This window comes from Pseudosulfitobacter sp. DSM 107133, from assembly GCF_022788695.1.
GTDB lineage: Bacteria > Pseudomonadota > Alphaproteobacteria > Rhodobacterales > Rhodobacteraceae > Pseudosulfitobacter.
Genome location: NZ_CP085154.1, coordinates 2,720,321 through 2,738,024 on the forward strand (window position 1 = coordinate 2,720,321; position 17,704 = coordinate 2,738,024).

20 protein-coding genes and 1 riboswitch are annotated in these 17,704 nt (G+C 61.5%); of the genes, 3 read left to right on the top strand and 17 right to left on the bottom strand.

The annotated features are described in order from the left end of the window. Positions 1-21: 21 nt before the first annotated feature. Positions 22-1,206: a serine hydrolase gene (locus DSM107133_RS13385; RefSeq protein WP_114292813.1), complete on the top strand. Its 1,185-nt coding sequence runs from the start codon at positions 22-24 to the stop codon at positions 1,204-1,206. Further along, a complete protein-coding gene (locus DSM107133_RS13390) occupies positions 1,196-1,564 on the top strand; it encodes a DUF2237 domain-containing protein (RefSeq protein WP_114292814.1) in 369 nt (122 codons plus the stop codon). The genes DSM107133_RS13385 and DSM107133_RS13390 overlap by 11 nt, the downstream gene beginning before the upstream one ends. Before the next feature lie 86 nt (positions 1,565-1,650). Here the strand turns inward: DSM107133_RS13390 and trpB are convergent, their stop codons facing one another. From trpB to DSM107133_RS13440, 10 genes are all read right to left on the bottom strand, one after another. Then, positions 1,651-2,883, bottom strand: a complete 1,233-nt coding sequence (gene trpB / locus DSM107133_RS13395; RefSeq protein ID WP_114292815.1) for a tryptophan synthase subunit beta — start codon at positions 2,881-2,883, stop codon at positions 1,651-1,653. Between the two features lie 105 nt (positions 2,884-2,988). Further along, positions 2,989-3,648 carry a phosphoribosylanthranilate isomerase gene (locus DSM107133_RS13400; protein WP_114292816.1) on the bottom strand — a complete coding sequence of 220 codons (660 nt, stop codon included), beginning with the start codon at positions 3,646-3,648 and terminating at the stop codon, positions 2,989-2,991. Positions 3,649-3,657: 9 nt separating this feature from the next. After that, positions 3,658-4,008: a LapA family protein gene (locus tag DSM107133_RS13405; RefSeq protein ID WP_114292817.1), complete on the bottom strand. Its 351-nt coding sequence runs from the start codon at positions 4,006-4,008 to the stop codon at positions 3,658-3,660. Then, positions 4,009-4,293, bottom strand: a complete 285-nt coding sequence (gene ihfB / locus DSM107133_RS13410) for an integration host factor subunit beta (protein ID WP_114292818.1) — start codon at positions 4,291-4,293, stop codon at positions 4,009-4,011. A gap of 296 nt (positions 4,294-4,589) precedes the next feature. After that, positions 4,590-6,251, bottom strand: coding sequence for a 30S ribosomal protein S1 (gene rpsA / locus DSM107133_RS13415; RefSeq protein ID WP_240310475.1), 1,662 nt, complete (start codon positions 6,249-6,251; stop codon positions 4,590-4,592). A 223-nt stretch (positions 6,252-6,474) separates the two neighbouring features. Continuing rightward, positions 6,475-7,473: an aldo/keto reductase gene (locus DSM107133_RS13420; RefSeq protein ID WP_114292820.1), complete on the bottom strand. Its 999-nt coding sequence runs from the start codon at positions 7,471-7,473 to the stop codon at positions 6,475-6,477. Positions 7,474-7,477: 4 nt separating this feature from the next. Next, entirely contained in the window at positions 7,478-8,092 is a 615-nt protein-coding gene (cmk, locus tag DSM107133_RS13425) for a (d)CMP kinase (RefSeq protein WP_114292821.1), read from the bottom strand. Further along, positions 8,089-8,613 carry a hypothetical protein gene (locus DSM107133_RS13430; protein ID WP_114292822.1) on the bottom strand — a complete coding sequence of 175 codons (525 nt, stop codon included), beginning with the start codon at positions 8,611-8,613 and terminating at the stop codon, positions 8,089-8,091. Before DSM107133_RS13430 ends, cmk begins: the two co-directional genes overlap by 4 nt. Then, on the bottom strand, positions 8,606-9,958 hold the full coding sequence (aroA, locus tag DSM107133_RS13435; protein ID WP_114292823.1) for a 3-phosphoshikimate 1-carboxyvinyltransferase: 1,353 nt from the start codon (positions 9,956-9,958) through the stop codon (positions 8,606-8,608). Before aroA ends, DSM107133_RS13430 begins: the two co-directional genes overlap by 8 nt. 219 nt (positions 9,959-10,177) lie before the next feature. Continuing rightward, positions 10,178-10,879 (bottom strand): tRNA (guanine(46)-N(7))-methyltransferase TrmB, encoded by a 702-nt coding sequence (locus DSM107133_RS13440; RefSeq protein ID WP_114292824.1) that lies wholly within the window; start codon positions 10,877-10,879, stop codon positions 10,178-10,180. A gap of 100 nt (positions 10,880-10,979) precedes the next feature. Here DSM107133_RS13440 and DSM107133_RS13445 point away from each other — a divergent pair, with 100 nt between their 5' ends. After that, positions 10,980-11,294 (top strand): putative quinol monooxygenase, encoded by a 315-nt coding sequence (locus DSM107133_RS13445; RefSeq protein ID WP_114292825.1) that lies wholly within the window; start codon positions 10,980-10,982, stop codon positions 11,292-11,294. A gap of 93 nt (positions 11,295-11,387) precedes the next feature. Here the strand turns inward: DSM107133_RS13445 and metK are convergent, their stop codons facing one another. The 7 genes from metK to DSM107133_RS13480 form a co-directional block, all read right to left on the bottom strand. Then, positions 11,388-12,569: a methionine adenosyltransferase gene (metK, locus tag DSM107133_RS13450; protein ID WP_114292826.1), complete on the bottom strand. Its 1,182-nt coding sequence runs from the start codon at positions 12,567-12,569 to the stop codon at positions 11,388-11,390. Positions 12,570-12,573: 4 nt separating this feature from the next. Continuing rightward, a riboswitch (SAM-SAH riboswitch) is annotated at positions 12,574-12,622 on the bottom strand. Between the two features lie 9 nt (positions 12,623-12,631). Continuing rightward, on the bottom strand, positions 12,632-14,125 hold the full coding sequence (lnt, locus tag DSM107133_RS13455) for an apolipoprotein N-acyltransferase (protein ID WP_240310474.1): 1,494 nt from the start codon (positions 14,123-14,125) through the stop codon (positions 12,632-12,634). Beyond that, a complete protein-coding gene (locus DSM107133_RS13460) occupies positions 14,122-15,039 on the bottom strand; it encodes a hemolysin family protein (protein ID WP_114292827.1) in 918 nt (305 codons plus the stop codon). Before DSM107133_RS13460 ends, lnt begins: the two co-directional genes overlap by 4 nt. Before the next feature lie 16 nt (positions 15,040-15,055). Continuing rightward, positions 15,056-15,553, bottom strand: a complete 498-nt coding sequence (gene ybeY / locus DSM107133_RS13465) for an rRNA maturation RNase YbeY (RefSeq protein WP_114292851.1) — start codon at positions 15,551-15,553, stop codon at positions 15,056-15,058. A gap of 81 nt (positions 15,554-15,634) precedes the next feature. Beyond that, a complete protein-coding gene (locus DSM107133_RS13470) occupies positions 15,635-16,669 on the bottom strand; it encodes a PhoH family protein (RefSeq protein WP_114292828.1) in 1,035 nt (344 codons plus the stop codon). 158 nt (positions 16,670-16,827) lie between these two features. Beyond that, positions 16,828-17,118 (bottom strand): hypothetical protein, encoded by a 291-nt coding sequence (locus DSM107133_RS13475; RefSeq protein ID WP_240310476.1) that lies wholly within the window; start codon positions 17,116-17,118, stop codon positions 16,828-16,830. A 22-nt stretch (positions 17,119-17,140) separates the two neighbouring features. Then, a complete protein-coding gene (locus DSM107133_RS13480; protein WP_114292829.1) occupies positions 17,141-17,677 on the bottom strand; it encodes an OmpA family protein in 537 nt (178 codons plus the stop codon). Positions 17,678-17,704: the final 27 nt, after the last annotated feature.

Here is a 17,704-nt window from a genome sequence, read left to right on the forward strand (position 1 = left end):
CCAACACCAAGGGGGACATTCATGCGCACGATCCTGAAATGGACACTTCGTATCCTGCTTGTGGCCGTGCTGGCCGCAGCCGTCACAGGCTTTTGGAAACGCGAAGAAATCACCCGTCTGCTGGCGGTGAACAGCCTGTTCGCCGAAGACAGGATCGTGAACAACTTCAGCCATATGAACGACGCCTTTCTGTGGCGCGAAATCCCGCGCGGCGACGGGCCGGTCTCGCCCCTGCCCTACGGCGTGCCCATGACCCTGCCCGCCGGCGCTGACACCTGGATCAAAGACCGCGCGCTGACCTCGCTGCTGATCCTCAAGGACGGGAAAATCGTCTACGAGGATTACTACCTTGGCACCACCCGGAACGATCTGCGCATCAGCTGGTCGGTCGCCAAAAGCTTTCTGTCCGCGCTGATGGGCATTCTGGTCGCAGACGGCACCATCGCCTCGCTTGACGATCCGGTCACCCGATATGCGCCGCTTTTGGCGGGCAGCGCCTATGACGGGGCCAGCATTCGCAACGTGCTGCAAATGTCCTCGGGCGTGACCTTTGACGAAGATTATCTGGACTACGACAGCGACATCAACCGTATGGGCCGAGTGCTGGCGCTTGGTGGCAAGATGGACGACTTTGCCGCCAGCCTGACCGAGACCTTCACCGCCCCTGGCACCCAGATGCAATACACGTCGATCGACACCCATGTGCTGGGCATGGTGATCCGCGGAGCCACGGGCCGCGACATTCCATCGCTAATGTCGGAAAAGATCATTGCGCCGCTGGGCTTCGAGGCGACCCCTTACTATTTGACCGACGGCGTCGGCGTCGCCTTTGTGTTGGGCGGCTTGAACATACGCACCCGCGACTATGCCCGATTTGGCCAGATGATTGAACAAGACGGCCAATGGCAAGGCAAACAAATCGTGCCCGCTGACTGGATCGACACCGCAATCCGCCCCACGGCCAACACCGCCCCCGGCAAGATCGGCTATGGCTACCAGTGGTGGGTGCCTGTGGGGGCGGTTCCGGGGCAGGAAGTGACCGGCCTTGGCGTCTACGGCCAATATCTCTACATCGACATGGCTGCCGATGTGGTGATTGTCGTCACTGCCGCCGACCGGAAATTCAAAGACGACGGTATAAACACCTCGAACATCGACATGCTGCGCATCCTGACACAGGCAACGGAGACAACTGATGGAACCTGACGACCCGATCAACGTGCTGGGCCAGCCACTTAGCCCTTGCAGCACAACGCCGCTGACAGGCTTTTTCCGAGACGGCCATTGCAACACCTGTGCCGCCGATCACGGAAGCCACACGGTGTGTGCGGTCATGACAGCCGAATTCCTTGCCTATTCCAAATACGTCGGCAACGACCTTAGCACCCCGCGCCCGGAATACGGCTTTGACGGGCTGAAACCCGGTGACAGCTGGTGCCTGTGCGCCGCGCGCTTCCTGCAAGCGCACGACGAAGGCTGCGCGCCTGATGTGGCACTCAACTCCACCCACCAGCGCGCCCTCGACATCGTGCCGCTGGACGTATTAAAGGCCCACGCTTCCTAAAGCGCGGGCCTTCAACTTCATCTTGCCGAATAAACTCCGGGGGAGGCGCACAGCGCCGGGGGCAGCGCCCCCAACCCGCTGTCAGTTCAGCCGAAATTCCCCATCTCGAATCCCAGCGCCTTGGCCACGGTAAAGATGTCCTTATCGCCGCGCCCGCACATGTTCATGCAGATGATGTGATCGGCAGGCAAGGTCGGTGCCAGCTTCATCACATGGGCCAGCGCGTGGCTGGGTTCCAGCGCGGGAATGATCCCTTCCAGCGTGCAACACAGCTGGAAGGCTTCCAGCGCCTCGACATCGGTGATGCTGACGTATTTTGCCCGCCCGATCTCGTGCAGCCATGCGTGTTCAGGGCCGATGCCGGGATAATCCAGGCCCGCCGAGATCGAGAACCCTTCCAGAATCTGGCCATCGTCATCCTGCAACAGATAGGTGCGGTTGCCGTGCAGCACGCCGGGGCGGCCGCCCGTCAGCGACGCGCAGTGCTCCATCTTGGCGTTCACGCCCTTGCCACCGGCTTCGACGCCGATGATGTTCACATCCGTGTCGTCAAGGAAGGGAAAGAACAGCCCCATGGCGTTCGAACCACCACCGATGGCCGCAACCAGCGTGTCGGGCAAACGCCCTTCGGCAGCATCCATCTGTTCGCGCACTTCCTTGCCGATGATGGCCTGAAAATCACGCACCATCGCGGGATACGGGTGCGGACCCGCCACGGTGCCGATGCAGTAGAACGTATCGCGCACGTTGGTCACCCAGTCGCGCAGCGCGTCGTTCATTGCATCCTTCAACGTGCCTCGGCCCGAGGTCACCGGCACCACTTCAGCACCCAGCAGACGCATACGGAACACGTTGGGCGCCTGACGTTCAACATCGTGCGCCCCCATGTAGACCACGCATTTCAAACCGAACTTGGCACAGACCGTGGCCGTGGCCACACCGTGCTGGCCCGCACCGGTTTCCGCGATGATCCGCGTCTTGCCCATGCGGCGCGCCAGAATGATCTGGCCCAACACGTTGTTGATCTTGTGCGCGCCGGTGTGGTTCAGCTCGTCACGCTTCATGTACACTTTGGCACCGCCCAGATGATCGGTCAGCCGTTCTGCAAAATACAGCGGCGACGGGCGGCCAACGTAATGGGTCCACAGGTCGTTCATCTCGGCCCAGAAACTTTCGTCGGTCTTGGCCTTCTCGTATTCTTCCTCAAGGCTCAGAATCAGCGGCATCAGCGTTTCCGAGACAAACCGCCCGCCGAAATCGCCAAAGCGGCCCTGTTCGTCGGGGCCGGTCATAAAGGAATTGAAGAGATCATTCGCCATCGGGGCTGCTCCTGTCTGATGTTGCCTTGGACCTAGCTTTCAGCGCCCTGCGTGTAAAGGACTAGCCGTTCCTGCAAGGCCGCTTCAGGCCTGTACTGACGCGGATCAGGCCGGATTCAACGCGCCATGGGCCGTCTGGCAAAAGGCTGCAATCTTTGCCGCGTCCTTGACTCCCGGCGCGGATTCGACACCGGATGACACATCGACCTGACGTGCGCCGGTGACGCGGATAGCTTCGGCCACATTGTCCGGTGTCAGCCCGCCCGCCAGCATCCATGGCACCGGCCAGCGACGGCCCGCAATCAGCCGCCAGTCAAAGGACAGTCCGTTGCCGCCGGGCAGTTCGGCGGTGCGTGGCGGTTTGGCGTCGACCAGAATTTGATCGGCCACCGTCAGATAACTGTCGAGCACCGCCAGATCACCGGCATCGGCCACGCCCACCGCCTTCATCACCGGCAGACCATAGCGCGCCTGAACCTCGGCCACCCGCGCGGGGGGTTCGCTGCCGTGCAGTTGCAACATGTCCAACGGCACCTGCGCCACCAAGGCATCCAGAAACGCGTCATCGGCGTTGACCGTCAGCGCCACCTTGGCCAGCCCAACCGGCGCATCAACCGCCAGTGCAGCCGCCGTTTCAAAGGAAATATTGCGAGGGGATTTGGCAAAGAACACAAAGCCGCAATACACGGCCCCCGCCGCCGCCGCAGCGGCGATATCGGCCGGTTTGGCCAGTCCGCAGACTTTTACAGCTATGTCACCTGACATAAGCGCGCGTCAGCCCGCTTCGTCCAGCAGGGCCAGAACCTCGTCCTTGCCTTCGTGCTTTTCGCCTTTCAGGCGTTTGACTTCGCGTTCCAGCTTGCGCACTTCGCGTCCCTTGCGCGACGCCTCGGCGCGCACAGCGTGTTCGCGCATCCATTCCCAGACAAAGCCGACCAGCAGGCCCACAATAATCCCCAGAAAGATCACCAGAAACAGCGGCAGTTGAATGGACGGGTTCACCGCAAAATAGCCTGCCACTTCATCTGGCAACACCTTCAGCGTCACAATCCCGCGGTTCGCAAGGGCAACAGCAACCAGGGCGATCGCAAAGACCGCAATACAGGCATAGCGAATATAGCGCATTTAGTCGTTTCCGTTCAGTCGGTCGCGAAGCAGTTTGCCGGTTTTGAAGAACGGCACATGCTTTTCTTCTACATGAACGGTTTCACCCGTCCGCGGGTTCCGTCCCACACGCGCATCGCGCTGTTTGACCGAGAATGCGCCAAAGCCGCGCAGCTCGACCCTGTCACCGTTTGCCATGGCGCCGGTGATTTCTTCGAAAATTGTATTCACAATCCGTTCGACGTCACGCTGATAGAGGTGCGGATTTTCGTCAGCGATTTTCTGAATAAGTTCAGACCGGATCATATGTGTCCCCCCCGGGCGTTATTCGCGCGTGTCACAAGTCGTGACTATAGGAACAAAAATCGGTTGCGGAAACAGGTAGCGCAAGCAGCAGGCAAGATTTTGCAGGGCGAAGACGCTGTTTCGGGTGAGAAATTTGCGTTTTGGCCCCCGCGCCCACCAGTTAGGCACGGCAAGGTTCAAAACAGCGCCGTCTTGTGACGCATTGATTCGGTCAGCAAAAAGGCCCCGCATCCGAAGATGCGAGGCCCTATGTCAGATGATATAGCTCTTGCCCGAAGGCAGGGCCGGATCAGTGATCAGTCGTCGCCTTTCAGCGCGGCGCCCAGAATGTCGCCCAGCGATGCGCCCGAGTCGGAGGAACCATACTGTTCGACGGCCTCTTTCTCTTCTGCGATTTCGCGTGCCTTGATCGACACACCCAGACGACGCGATTTGTTGTCGACGTTGGTGATGCGCACATCAACCTTGTCGCCAACGCTAAAGCGCTCGGGGCGTTGCTCGGCACGGTCACGCGACAGGTCGGAGCGGCGGATGAAGGATTTCATGCCCTCATATTCCACTTCGATGCCGCCTTCTTCGATCGCGGTCACGTTCACGGTCACGATCGAGCCGCGCTTCACGCCGCCAACCGCTTCGGCGAACTTGTCGCCACCGACGCCTTTGATCGAGAGCGAGATGCGCTCTTTCTCGACGTCAACTTCCGAAACAACGGCCTGAACCATGTCGCCCTTGCGGTAGTTCTGGATGGCGTCTTCGCCGCGCTCGTCCCAGGACAGGTCGGACAGGTGAACCATGCCGTCGATGTCGCCGGGCAGCCCCACGAACAGACCGAATTCGGTGATGTTCTTGACTTCGCCTTCGACTTCGGTGCCCTCGGGGTGTGTTTCTGCAAACACTTCCCACGGGTTGCGCATGGTCTGTTTCAGACCCAGCGAAACGCGACGCTTGGCGCTGTCGATTTCCAGAACCATGACCTCAACCTCTTGCGAGGTGGACACGATTTTACCGGGGTGCACGTTCTTCTTGGTCCAGGACATTTCCGAAACGTGAACCAGACCTTCAACACCGGGCTCCAGCTCAACAAATGCACCGTAGTCGGTGATGTTGGTCACGCGGCCGGTGTGCGCCGATTCCAGCGGGTACTTGGCAGCCACCAGATCCCACGGATCTTCCTGCAGTTGCTTCATGCCCAGCGAAATGCGGTGGGTTTCTTTGTTGATCTTGATGACCTGAACGTTGATCGCTTCACCGATCGACAGGATTTCCGACGGGTGGTTGACCCGGCGCCATGCCATGTCTGTGACGTGCAGCAGGCCGTCAACACCGCCCAGATCAACGAACGCACCGTATTCGGTGATGTTCTTGACCACGCCCTCGACGGTCTGACCTTCGGTCAGGTTGCCGATGACTTCGGCGCGCTGTTCGGCACGCGATTCTTCCAGGATGGCGCGACGCGATACAACGATGTTGCCACGACGACGGTCCATTTTCAGGATCTGGAAGGGTTGCTTCAGACCCATCAGCGGGCCTGCGTCACGCACGGGGCGCACGTCAACCTGCGAACCGGGCAGGAACGCAACGGCGCCGCCCAGATCAACGGTAAAGCCGCCTTTGACACGACCAAAGATCGCACCTTCGACGCGGGCGTCGTCGGCGTAAGCTTTTTCCAGACGATCCCATGCTTCTTCACGACGGGCCATTTCGCGGCTGATGACGGCTTCGCCACGCGCGTTTTCGACCTGACGCAGGAACACTTCGACCTCATCGCCGGGGGCGATTTTGGGCTGTTCACCGGGATCTGCAAATTCTTTGATGTCAACGCGGCCTTCCATCTTGTAGCCGACGTCGATGATGGCTTGGCCCGCTTCAATTGCGATGACTTTGCCTTTTACGACAGACCCTTCTTCGGGCGTGTCCATTTCGAAGCTTTCGTTCAGGAGGGCTTCGAATTCCTCCATAGATGTTGATTGAGCCATGTGGTCTCTGGTTTCCTAATCTACGTTTTGTTTTCGGGCCGTGCGGTTGTCTCCGCCGGTCTTGCGGGTTTCGTTGGTCAGGTGAACTCAAAACAAAGAGGGCCGGATGGTTCCGACCCTGCTCATCTCGATGCCTTGCGGTGTATTCACCTTGCTGACAGGCGCGCGTATAGCGGGCTTGGCCCTTGTGCGCAAGCTCCAAGCGCTAGCAATAGCGCTCGGGCCCTTCCCATTGTTCCGCGTTATAGCGGTCGCCGTGGCACCAGCCCACGGGCAACACTGCGTTGATGCGGGCCAGATCGTCGGCGGACAGGGTCAGTTCGGTGCCGCGCACCAGTTCGCGAAAGAATGCGGTGTGGCGCGTGCCGGGAATCGGGATGACATGATCGCCCTGCGCCAGCAGCCATGCAATCGACAGCGCCGCCGTGGGTTCGCCCATCTCTGCCGCCAGATCGCGAAACCCCTGCAAGACCGCAAGATTGGCCTCGAAGTTGGGCGACTGGAACCGTGGGTTTGAACGCAGGAATGGCAGGCCCGCCACTTTTTCCGCCGTTGCGGGCGTATCGGTCAGCAGCCCCCGCCCCACGGGCGAGAACGCCACCAAAGCGGTGCCAAGCGCGGCGCAGGTCTGCACCAGCCCAAGTTCCGGCGCGCGGGTTTGCAGCGAATACTCCGATTGCACCGCATCCACATGGGCGACAGCTGCAGCGCGGCGCAGGGACGACGGGGCAATCTCGGAAAATCCGATGGCCTTGATCTTGCCCTTCTGGCGCAGCGCGTCCAGCGTGCCGGTGACCTCTTCGATCGGCACATCGGCTTGGCGGCGGTGGCAATAATACAGATCGACATGGTCCAAGCCCAAACGGCTCAGGCTTTTGTCCAGCTCGGATTCGAAATGCGCGGGGCTGTTGTCAAAGTGGCGGTTGCCGGCAGAATCGCGGGTGATGGCGGCCTTGGTTGCGATGTGAAAATCGTCACGTGCACCGGGGTTGGCGGCGAGATAGCTGCCGATAAAGCTCTCGGATTGCCCCATGCCATAGACGTTTGACGTGTCAATATGGGTCACGCCCAGATCGCGGGCCAGATCCAGAATGGCATGGCTTCCTGCCTCGGTTGCCGCGCCGTAAAAATTGGCAAAGGACATCGCCCCGATCCCAAGCGCCGAGATTTCGGGGCCCTGTGCGCCCAGTTTCCGCATTTTCATCAAGTTACCCCTTTTTGAGGTTCACCGCATCAATGGCCGCCGCAACAGCTTGATCGATGGTTTTGTCAGACGTGTCGATCAGAACAGCATCCTGCGCGGGTTTCAACGGCGCTTCGGCGCGCTCCATGTCGCGGGCGTCGCGGGCTTTGACATCAGCTGTCACGGCCTCAAGATCTGCCGGTTGGCCGCGCGAAACCAGTTCGTCATAGCGCCGTTTGGCGCGCACTTCGGCGCTGGCGGTCACGAACAGTTTCACCTCGGCTTGCGGGCAAATCACGGTGCCAATGTCGCGCCCGTCCAGCACAGCGCCCCCCGCCCGACGCGCAAAGGCACGTTGGAAATCCAACAGTGCAGCGCGCACGTCACCGATCACCGCCACCTTGCTGGCCGCCTGCGCAACGTCCTGCGTGCGCAGGCTGTCGTTTTCCAGATCGGCCGCCACCAGCGTGCGGGCGGCTTCAACAGCATCCTCGCCCGCCAGCACCCGCGCACCGACAGCGCGGTACAGCAATCCGGTGTCCAGATGCGCCATATTGAAATGGGCGGCAACGGCCTTGGAGATCGTGCCCTTGCCTGCGGCGGCGGGGCCGTCGATTGCGATTGTAAACGGTTCTGTCATTCTGTTCCTTCCGATTGCGCGATACGTCCCTGGACATAGACCACAAGTGCCGCAATCAAGCAGGGCACAAGCGTCGCGTATTTCACCACGGTCGCAAAGCTGGCAGCCGCGACCGCTTGCACCGTCAACGCATCGGGTGCGGTTCGAAGCAGTGCGGCCACCCGCATATTCTCCAGATAATCCGCCCCCATATAGACCAGCGCCAGCGCGCCCAGCACCATCTGCGCCAAGCCGTTGAACCGCACCCGGAACACCACCAGCAGCACCGCAGTCAGCAACGCCGGAAACACCGTGTCCAACATACGCTGGCGGCCCAGATACACGTCGATCCCGCCGGTTTCGCGCAAGGCCGCGATATAGCCGCGTGCATAGTCCAGATCATAGCCAAACACCCGCGCGTCAAACACCGCCCACTGGGGCGCCGGCGACAGGCTGCGGGTCGAGGTCCAGACCATTGCCGCAAACAGCAACATCGTGACCCACAGCAACGGGCCAAACCAGCGGGGCAGCGGCTCAGGCATTATCGCGCGTGATGTTGGCACCCAACCCGCCCATCAGCGGTTCAAAAATCGGGAAAGACGTGGCAATCGGCCCGCCATCATCCACTGACACGGGGTGTTGGGTGGCCATGCCCAGCACCATGAACGACATGGCAATGCGGTGATCCAGATGGCTGGCACAGGTCGCCCCGCCCGGCACGTTGCCATGGCCCAAGCCGGTGACGGTCCACCAGTCGGAGCCATCTTCGACGGTGATCCCGTTGGCGATCAGGCCGACTTTCATCGCGTCGATCCGGTCGCTTTCCTTGACGCGCAATTCCTTGACGCCGGGCATATGCGTCTTGCCGGTGGCAAAGGCCGCGACGACAGACAGCACCGGATATTCGTCAATCATGCTGGCGGCACGTTCGGCAGGCACTTCGATGCCATGCAAGTCGGGCGAAAACCGCGCGCGCAGATCCGCCACGGGTTCGCCGCCCTCTTCGCGTTCGTTTTCATAGGTCAGGTCCGCGCCCATTTCACGCAGGGTGGTGAACAGCCCTGCCCGCGTCGGGTTCAGACCGATGTTTGGCACCAGCACATCCGATCCGGGCACGATCAACGCCGCACAGACCGGAAAGGCCGCCGAAGACGGATCCCGTGGCACGTCGATGTGCTGCGCTTTCAACTCGGGCTGGCCGGTCAGGGTGATCACACGGCCCTCGTCCGTCACTTCGGTGGTGATTTCAGCGCCAAAGCCCGCCAGCATCCGCTCGGTGTGGTCGCGGGTGGCTTCGGTCTCGATCACCACGGTTTTGCCCGGGGCGTTCAGCCCTGCCAGCAACACCGCCGATTTCACCTGTGCCGACGGCACGGGTACGACGTAACGCACGGGCACGGGTTCGGCGGCACCCACGATGGTCATTGGCAAGCGCCCGCCCGAACGGCCCACCGATTGCGTGCCGAACAGGGCCAGCGGATCGGTCACACGCGCCATCGGACGGCCGTTCAGGCTGGCATCACCCGTAAAGGTCACCGAGATCGGCGAGGTTGCCATGCACCCCATGATCAGCCGCACACCGGTGCCCGAGTTGCCGCAGTCGATCACCTGATCCGGCTCGGCAAAGCCGCCGACACCGACGCCATGCACCGACCAGTTGCCATTGCCCTGATCTGTCACTTCGGCCCCGAATGCACGCATGGCCTTGGCCGTGTCCAGCACGTCCTCGCCCTCCAGCAGGCCCGAAATCGTGGTTTTGCCGATGCACATCGCGCCCAGTATCAGCGAGCGGTGCGAGATCGACTTGTCACCCGGCACCTGCGCCGTTCCGGTCAGCGCACCACAGGCACGCGAGGTCATTGGGATGGGGGTACCGTGGCTGGACATGGCAATTCCTTGGTTTCGTGTTCGCGCCAAGTCTTAGCCGCTCGTTTCCGCGACGTCCATGCACGGAACATGCCCCTTCGGCGGCGCGAAGGATTCAGGCTATGGCCGCGGGCACGGTGGCTTTGGCATGCTGGAATTCACCAACGCCAAGGCTGTCCTGATCATGGATGCGTAAACGCCGCCTGCAACGGCTTCGGGGGGGGCGCCGTCCCCCGATCCCTACGTTTTTCGAAACGTCAGATAATGCGGCACGCGCCCCTCGCGCAGAGCCTTCTTCTCGTAGCGTGTCGAAATCCAGTCGTCCCATGCCACGCGCCAGTCCTGCGGCCCCTCGGCCAGCCAGTCAAACCCGTGCCCCGGCACCTGCTCCAGCGTTTGCCGGACATAGTCGGGAATATCCGTCGCCACCCGAAAGATCGCGCCGGGTTTCAGCACGCGCACCAGCGGTTCCAGATGCTCGGGCGTGACGAACCGGCGCCGGTGATGCCGCGCCTTGGGCCAGGGGTCGGGGTACAGCAGGAACGCACGGTCAATCGACGCCTCGGGCAGCACGTCGAACATATCGCGCACGTCCCCCGGATAGACCGCCAGATTGTCGACCTTGGCCTTGCGGAACTTGCCCAGCAACATCGCAACACCGTTGATGTAGGGTTCGCAGCCGATGATCCCCACCTCGGGGTTCGCGGCGGCCTGGTGCACCATATGCTCACCCCCGCCAAAGCCGATTTCCAACCAGACAGGCTTGCCCCCGAACAGCCCCTGTAAATCCAGCGGCACGCGGTCGGGGTTCACGTCCCAGTCCACCGGCCCCGGGGACAGGGCGCTCAGGTTTTCTTCAAGATAACCTTCCTGGCTGGCCTTCAGGTGCTTGCCCTTGCGGCGGCCATAAAAGTTGCGGTGGGGGCGTGTTGGCGTGTTCATGGCGGCGGTTTAGCGCCAAGTTTCGAAATGCGCAACGCAACGTATCGCTTCCCTGCCCCGCCTGTCCTGCTAGCCTGTCCGGCAGAAAAGGGAGACCACCATGAGCCATGTCCACGTCGTTGCCGTCATCACTGCCACCCCCGGGCAGCGCGCAGAATTGCTGGAGAAATTCAACGCCAACGTTCCGGCTGTCCATGCCGAAGACGGCTGCATCAGTTACCGCGCCGTTACCGACACCCCCGATGTGGGGCCCTTCCAGACCCCCATCGGTGACGATACCTTTATGGTGATCGAGGAATGGGCCAGCCTTGATGCGTTGATGGCCCACGCCGTCGCACCCCATATGAAAGCCTATGGAAAAGCAACCAAAGACATGATTGCCGACCGCAAAATCCACGTCCTCAGCCCCAGCTGAACAAAAAGAGGCGGCGCCTTGACCGGCACCGCCCCAATTCTTTTGGCCCCAAATATCCCGGGGGAGCGCCAAAGGCGCGGGGGCAGCGCCCCCTTAAACAGCCGCTTTCAAAGCCGCCACCAGATCGGTGTTTTCCCAGCTGAACCCGCCATCCGCATCCGGCGCGCGGCCAAAGTGGCCATAGGCCGCCGTGCGCTGATAAATCGGCTTGTTCAGGCTCAGATGTTCCCGAATCCCGCGCGGAGTCAGGTCCATGACCTTTTCGATGGCCGCTTCGATCGCCGCAGGCTTGACCGCGCCAGTGTCGAAAGTATCGCAATAGATCGACAGCGGTTTGCTGACGCCAATGGCATAGCTCAGCTGGATCGTGCATTTGTCCGCCAGCCCCGCAGCCACCACGTTCTTGGCCAGATAGCGCGCCGCATAGGCCGCCGAACGGTCTACCTTGGTCGGGTCTTTCCCCGAAAACGCACCGCCGCCATGCGGCGCCGCACCGCCATAGGTGTCCACAATGATCTTGCGGCCGGTCAGGCCCGCGTCACCATCGGGGCCGCCGATCACGAACTTGCCCGTTGGGTTGACGTGCCATTTCGTTTCTGCGGTCAGCCAGCCGTCGGGCAGCACTTCGGTGATGTAGGGTTCGACAATCGCGCGGATGTCGGCGCTGGTCAGGTTGGGGTCCAGATGTTGTGTGGACAGCACCAGCGAAGACACGCCCACCGGCTTGCCGTTTTCATAGCGCACCGACAGCTGGCTTTTGGCGTCGGGGCCAAGGGCCGGCTCGGTGCCGTTCTTGCGCACTTCGGCCAGACGTCGCAGGATCGCATGGGCGTATTGGATCGGGGCGGGCATCAGCGCGTCGGTTTCGTTGGTGGCAAAGCCGAACATGATCCCCTGATCGCCTGCGCCCTCTTCCTTGTCCGTGGCCGCATTCACCCCTTGGGCGATATGTGCGGACTGTTCGTGCAGCAGGTTGGTGATTTCGCAGGTTTTCCAGTGGAACTTGTCCTGCTCGTAACCGATATCGCGAATGCAATCGCGCGCAATGTCCTCGATCCGCTCCATGTATTCATGCAACTTGTCCTGATCCGACAGACCGATTTCGCCGCCGATCACCACGCGGTTTGTGGTCGCAAAGGTCTCGCAGGCGACGCGCGCTTCGGGTTCCTCACTCAGCAGCGCATCCAGCACCGCGTCGGAAATACGGTCACACACTTTATCAGGATGGCCCTCGGAAACGGATTCCGAGGTGAAGGTATAATTATTTCGGGACATGAAGCGCTCCAATGAAAACCATGTGTCACGTCAGGAAGCCGTTGTGACACGTTCAATCCCGTTTATGGGCGACGGCGCAGGGCGTCAATCGAAATGCGGCGCGCCAAAAGCAGGCCGACCCCCAGCAACAGCAGCACAAGCACCGGCAGATCCCCCGTGCGCGCATAAAGCGTGAGGGGCAATGGCGCAGGCAAGCGGGCATCGACGTGGCCTGCCACATCCAGCGGCAAACTGTCCAGAACCTGCCCGCGCGGGCCGATCATCGCGGAGATGCCAGTATTGGCCGCGCGCGCCATCGGCAGCCCCTGTTCAATCGCCCGCATCCGCGCCTGCGCCAGATGTTGTTGCGGGCCGGCCCGTTTGCCAAACCATGCATCATTGGTGATCTGGACCAGAAAAGCCGGACGCTCGGGGGCAGCCCCGACATCCTGCGCAAAGACCGCCTCGTAGCAGATCAGCGGCAGGGCCTGCCCCAGCGCGCCCAGATCCACCATATGCGGGCCGGGGCCACGACCATACCCGCCCGCTGCTTCGGCCAGCCCTTTCAGCCCGACCCTGGACGCGAGATCGGTCAGCGGCATGTATTCCCCGAAGGGCACCAGATGGTACTTGTCGTAGATGTCGGTGACCTGCGCATCGCCGTTCACCACAACGAGCGAGTTGTAATACCAGTCCGCATCGCGCCGCTGAATGCCCAACACCACCGGCGCGCCGCGCGCGGCTATGGCGACTTCGTCCAGCACCGGCCGGGCGTATTCCAGCAGATAAGGCACCGCCGTTTCCGGCCAGATCACCAGATCAGGTTGCGGATCGGCTGCCGTGGCGTTCAGCAAACGGTTCATAAAGACCGGCAATTTTTCAGGATCAAACTTTTCCTGTTGTGGCGCATTGGGTTGCACCAAACGCACCACATGCGGCGTCATGTCCGGCACCGGCAGCGACATCGGCCACAGCACAGAGGCCAGCGCCAGCACAGCAGGCGGTAACACCAGCAGTGGACGGTCAAGCAACCTTGCCAGCATAGCAGCGCCCGCGCACAGCAACAGCATCATGCCATAGGGCCCGACCCAGGCCAGTCCCTGCCCCACAGGCGTATCAAGCAATCCCTGTGGCAGCATGCCCCATGGGAAGCCTGTAAAAAGATAGCCGCGCGCCAGTTCGGCCAGCGGCCACAATACCGCCAGCCCGATCACGCCTGCGCGCAACCGCTGCGCCAGCGAAAAGCCCAGCCCCCAGAAGGCAGCCAGCAGCGTCGACATCCCCACCAAGGCAAAGGGCGCCATCCACCCGTCGCGTGCCGGGTCAATCTGAAAGGGTTCGACCAGCCAGGACAGGGACGGCATGAAATAGCCAAAGCCGATCAAAAACCCGACCAATCCCGCCCGTCCGGCCCGCGCGGCCCCCAGGTAGAAAACAAAGCTGACCAGCAGCATCAACAGCATCGGCAGCGGCTGATTGACCGGCGCCTGCCCCATGGACATCACCACCCCGCAGCCCAGCGCCAGCACGATCACCTGCCACATCGAGCGCGCCGCAAACCATGCGGCGATCATCATGCGTCTTCGTCCAGTCCCGGCAAACGCACCCGCAGCCGCTTGATCCGGCGCGGGTCGGCGTCGATCACCTCGAATTCGGGGCCTTCGGGATGCACCACGACCTCGCCGCGCGCAGGCACGCGGCCCGCCAGCATAAAGACCAGCCCGCCCAGCGTGTCGATTTCTTCGGCATCCACGTCTTCGTGGTCGGTCAGCGACTGGCCGATCTCGGTCTCGAAATCCTCCAGCGGCGTCTTGGCCAGCGCCAGATAGCCGTCGCCCGCCGCATCGAGGTTAAAGAACTGGCCCTCGTCCACGTCGTGTTCGTCCTCGATCTCGCCAATGACCTGTTCGATCAGGTCCTCGATGGTCACCAGCCCGTCAACGCCGCCATATTCGTCAATCACCAGCGCCATGTGCCGCCGTTCGGTCTGCATTTTGGTCAGCAACACGCCGATGGTCATCGAAGGGGGCACGAACAGCAGGGGGCGAATCATGTCTTCAAGGACAAAATCCTTGCCCCGATCCCCGTTGAAGCCGTGCAACAGCGCCAGATCCTTGAGGTGGGCAAAGCCCAAAGGCGTGTCCAAAGTGCCGTCGAACACCGGCAAACGGGTCATGCCGCTTTCCTTGAAAACCTCGACCAGTTCGTCCAGCGAGATCGAGTTGGGCACCGCAACAATATCTGCCTTGGGAATGGCCACATCTTCGACACGCATACGACGCAGGTTGATCATACCATGCCCGCTGCGGCTGGGAGCCGGGTCGGACGCATTGTCGGTATCACTGCCGGCGTTGTCGGAGGGGCTGAGCGCCTCGAACACGCGGGACAGAAAGCCGCCTGATCTAGGCGTGTCGTTCAGCGGGGGTTCGGTGCCTGTCTCAGACTGCGCGCTTTGCGCCGCCTCAGACGATCCTTCGTCGTTGTCGCCCATCGGGTCCTTATCCAGTTCAAGCAGAGGGATCTGCCAGTTGTGGCGAGTATGGGTCATCAAGACCCATTTTGCCAAGTATTTCGACTTCGAGCCGTTCCATCAGCGTGGCATCTGCGTCACGCACATGGTCATACCCCAAAAGATGCAGAATGCCATGCACGATCAGATGCGTGGCATGATCCGGCAGGGATTTGCCTGCGGCGGCGGCCTCGGCGGCGCAGGTGTCATAAGCGATGGCGATGTCGCCCAGCTCAAGCGTGCCATCGGGATCGGGTTCGGGAGGCAGTGGAATGCCCCCCGCGCGTTCGGCGCCGCGCTCGTCCGACGGCCAGCTGAGCACGTTTGTCGGCGTCGGTTTGCCACGGAAATCTGCGTTAAGCCCGGCGATACGCGCATCGTCGCAGGCAAGGATCGCGATTTCAGCCTCCGAGATATTCAGGTGTGAAAAGGTTGCCTGAGCCGCGCGGTCGGCCAGCGGGGAAAGCCCCGCCTGTTCCCAGCGGGGGTCTTCCATGGCGATGTCGATCGTATGGTTCACGTCGTATTCCGGGGGCCAGCCCCCGGACCCCCGGGATATTTACGGCCAAAAGAAGGATCAGCCCGATTGTGTGTCTGCCTCGTAGGCCTCGATGATCGCGGCCACAAGGGGGTGGCGCACCACGTCTTTCGAGGTGAAGTAGTTGAAGCTGATCTTGGGGATGTTTTGCAACAGCCGCTCGGCGTCTTGCAGACCCGAAGCCTGACCGCGCGGCAGGTCGATCTGGGTGCGGTCGCCGGTAATGACCATGCGCGAGCCTTCGCCAAGGCGGGTCAGGAACATCTTCATCTGCATCGTTGTGGCGTTCTGCGCCTCGTCCAGCACAACAAAGGCGCGGGCCAGGGTGCGGCCGCGCATAAAGGCAAGCGGCGCGATCTCGATCTGTTTCTCTTCGATCAGCTTGGCCAGCTGCTTGCCCGGCAGAAAGTCGTTCAGCGCGTCATAAAGCGGCTGCATGTAGGGGTCGACCTTGTCCTTCATGTCGCCGGGCAGATAGCCCAGTTTCTCGCCCGCCTCGACGGCGGGGCGGCTGAGGATGATCTTGTCCACATGCCCCCCGATAAACATCGACACACCCACGGCAACCGCCAGATAGGTCTTGCCCGTGCCGGCGGGGCCGATTCCAAAGGCCAGTTCGTTGTCGAACAGCGATTGCACATAGGCCTTTTGCGCCTCGGTGCGGGGTTCGACCGGTTTCTTGCGGGTTTTGATTTCGACCTTGTGACCGACGGGCAGTTCCATCTGGTCGCCCTGCATGGGCCTGCGCACGTCATCGCTGCCACCGCCCATGCGCAATTCGCGGTCGATGTCGCCGGGTTCGACCTCGCGGCCCGATTCCAGCCGGATATAGAGCGCATTCATGATTTCGAGCGCACGGGTGCGGGCATCGAGCCCACCCAGAATCGCCAGATGATTGCCGCGGCGCACGATCTGCACCTCAAGCGCGGATTCGATGGCCGTCAGATTGCGATCATAGGGACCACACAGGTCGATCAGCAAACGGTTGTCGGGGAAGTCCACCAGCGTTTCGCTTGGGGGGACGGTGTCGATCGGGGTAAGTGGGGCGCCTGTGGCCAATGCCTGCTCCTGCATCAGGGGTCTGATGTAGCGTGGCAAGTTTGGGCCGGCAGTGCAACTGCGACGATCCTGTTTTTGCTTCAATTTACAAGAAATTCGTGCCTGCGATGGAAAAAGGGCCAAAGCGGTATGCGCTTTGGCCCTTTGCATTCTGTTGTGATTTGTCGACTGCTTTAGTTTGGATCCAAAATGCTGGAACCGCGTTTGAAATCGCCCACGGTATGCGTCGGCTCGGCCACGCCGGAGCAGACCGGTTTGCCGTATTTGTCGAGCCGCTGGGACAGATACCCTTCGAGGCCATCGTCGATGATCCAGTGGTCGCAACCGTTGGGATCGACCCAGATACCGGCTTTGAGCTGGCTCAGGTCTTTGCTGTCAATGCCGCGGTCGACAGTTTTGTCGGATGAATACCCGGTGCCGCAAGCGGCAAGGCCGAAGGCACACAAGCTCAGCGAAAGTGCAATGCGTTTCACGATAATGGTCCCCTCAACGGATACAGATGATTTCGACGCGGCGGTTCTTGGCCATGCCAGCCACCGTGGTGTTCGGCGCTGCGGGCATACGCTCGCCGTAGCCACGCACATCGGCGATACGCGCGCCGGTGGACTGTGCCACCGCTGCAACCGAGTTGGCGCGGTTCAGCGACAGACGCATGTTATAGGCGTCAGAAGCGCGGCTGTCCGTGTGACCGGTGATGATGTAGCTGGTGGCACCTGTGGTTTGGAAGAACTGGGCCAGACGCTGTTTGCCCGCTGCCGAAATACGATAGCTGTCGGTGGCAAAGAACTGGTCGGTTTCCATCACGCCGCAGACATTGCCCCGGCGGCAGACCGGAATACCCTGACGTGAAACATGCGGTGTCATATAACCTTCGGCACCGTCATCCATGACCCAGTGCTCACATCCGTCCGGATCGACCCAGATGGTTGGAATGTACTGGCCACGGTCGCGGCCCCCTTGCGATCGTGTCTGCGCATCAACGTCTGCCGCTGACACAACAACGGTCGCAAGTGCGACGGCCATTGCAGCAGCCACACGCGTAAACGCGCT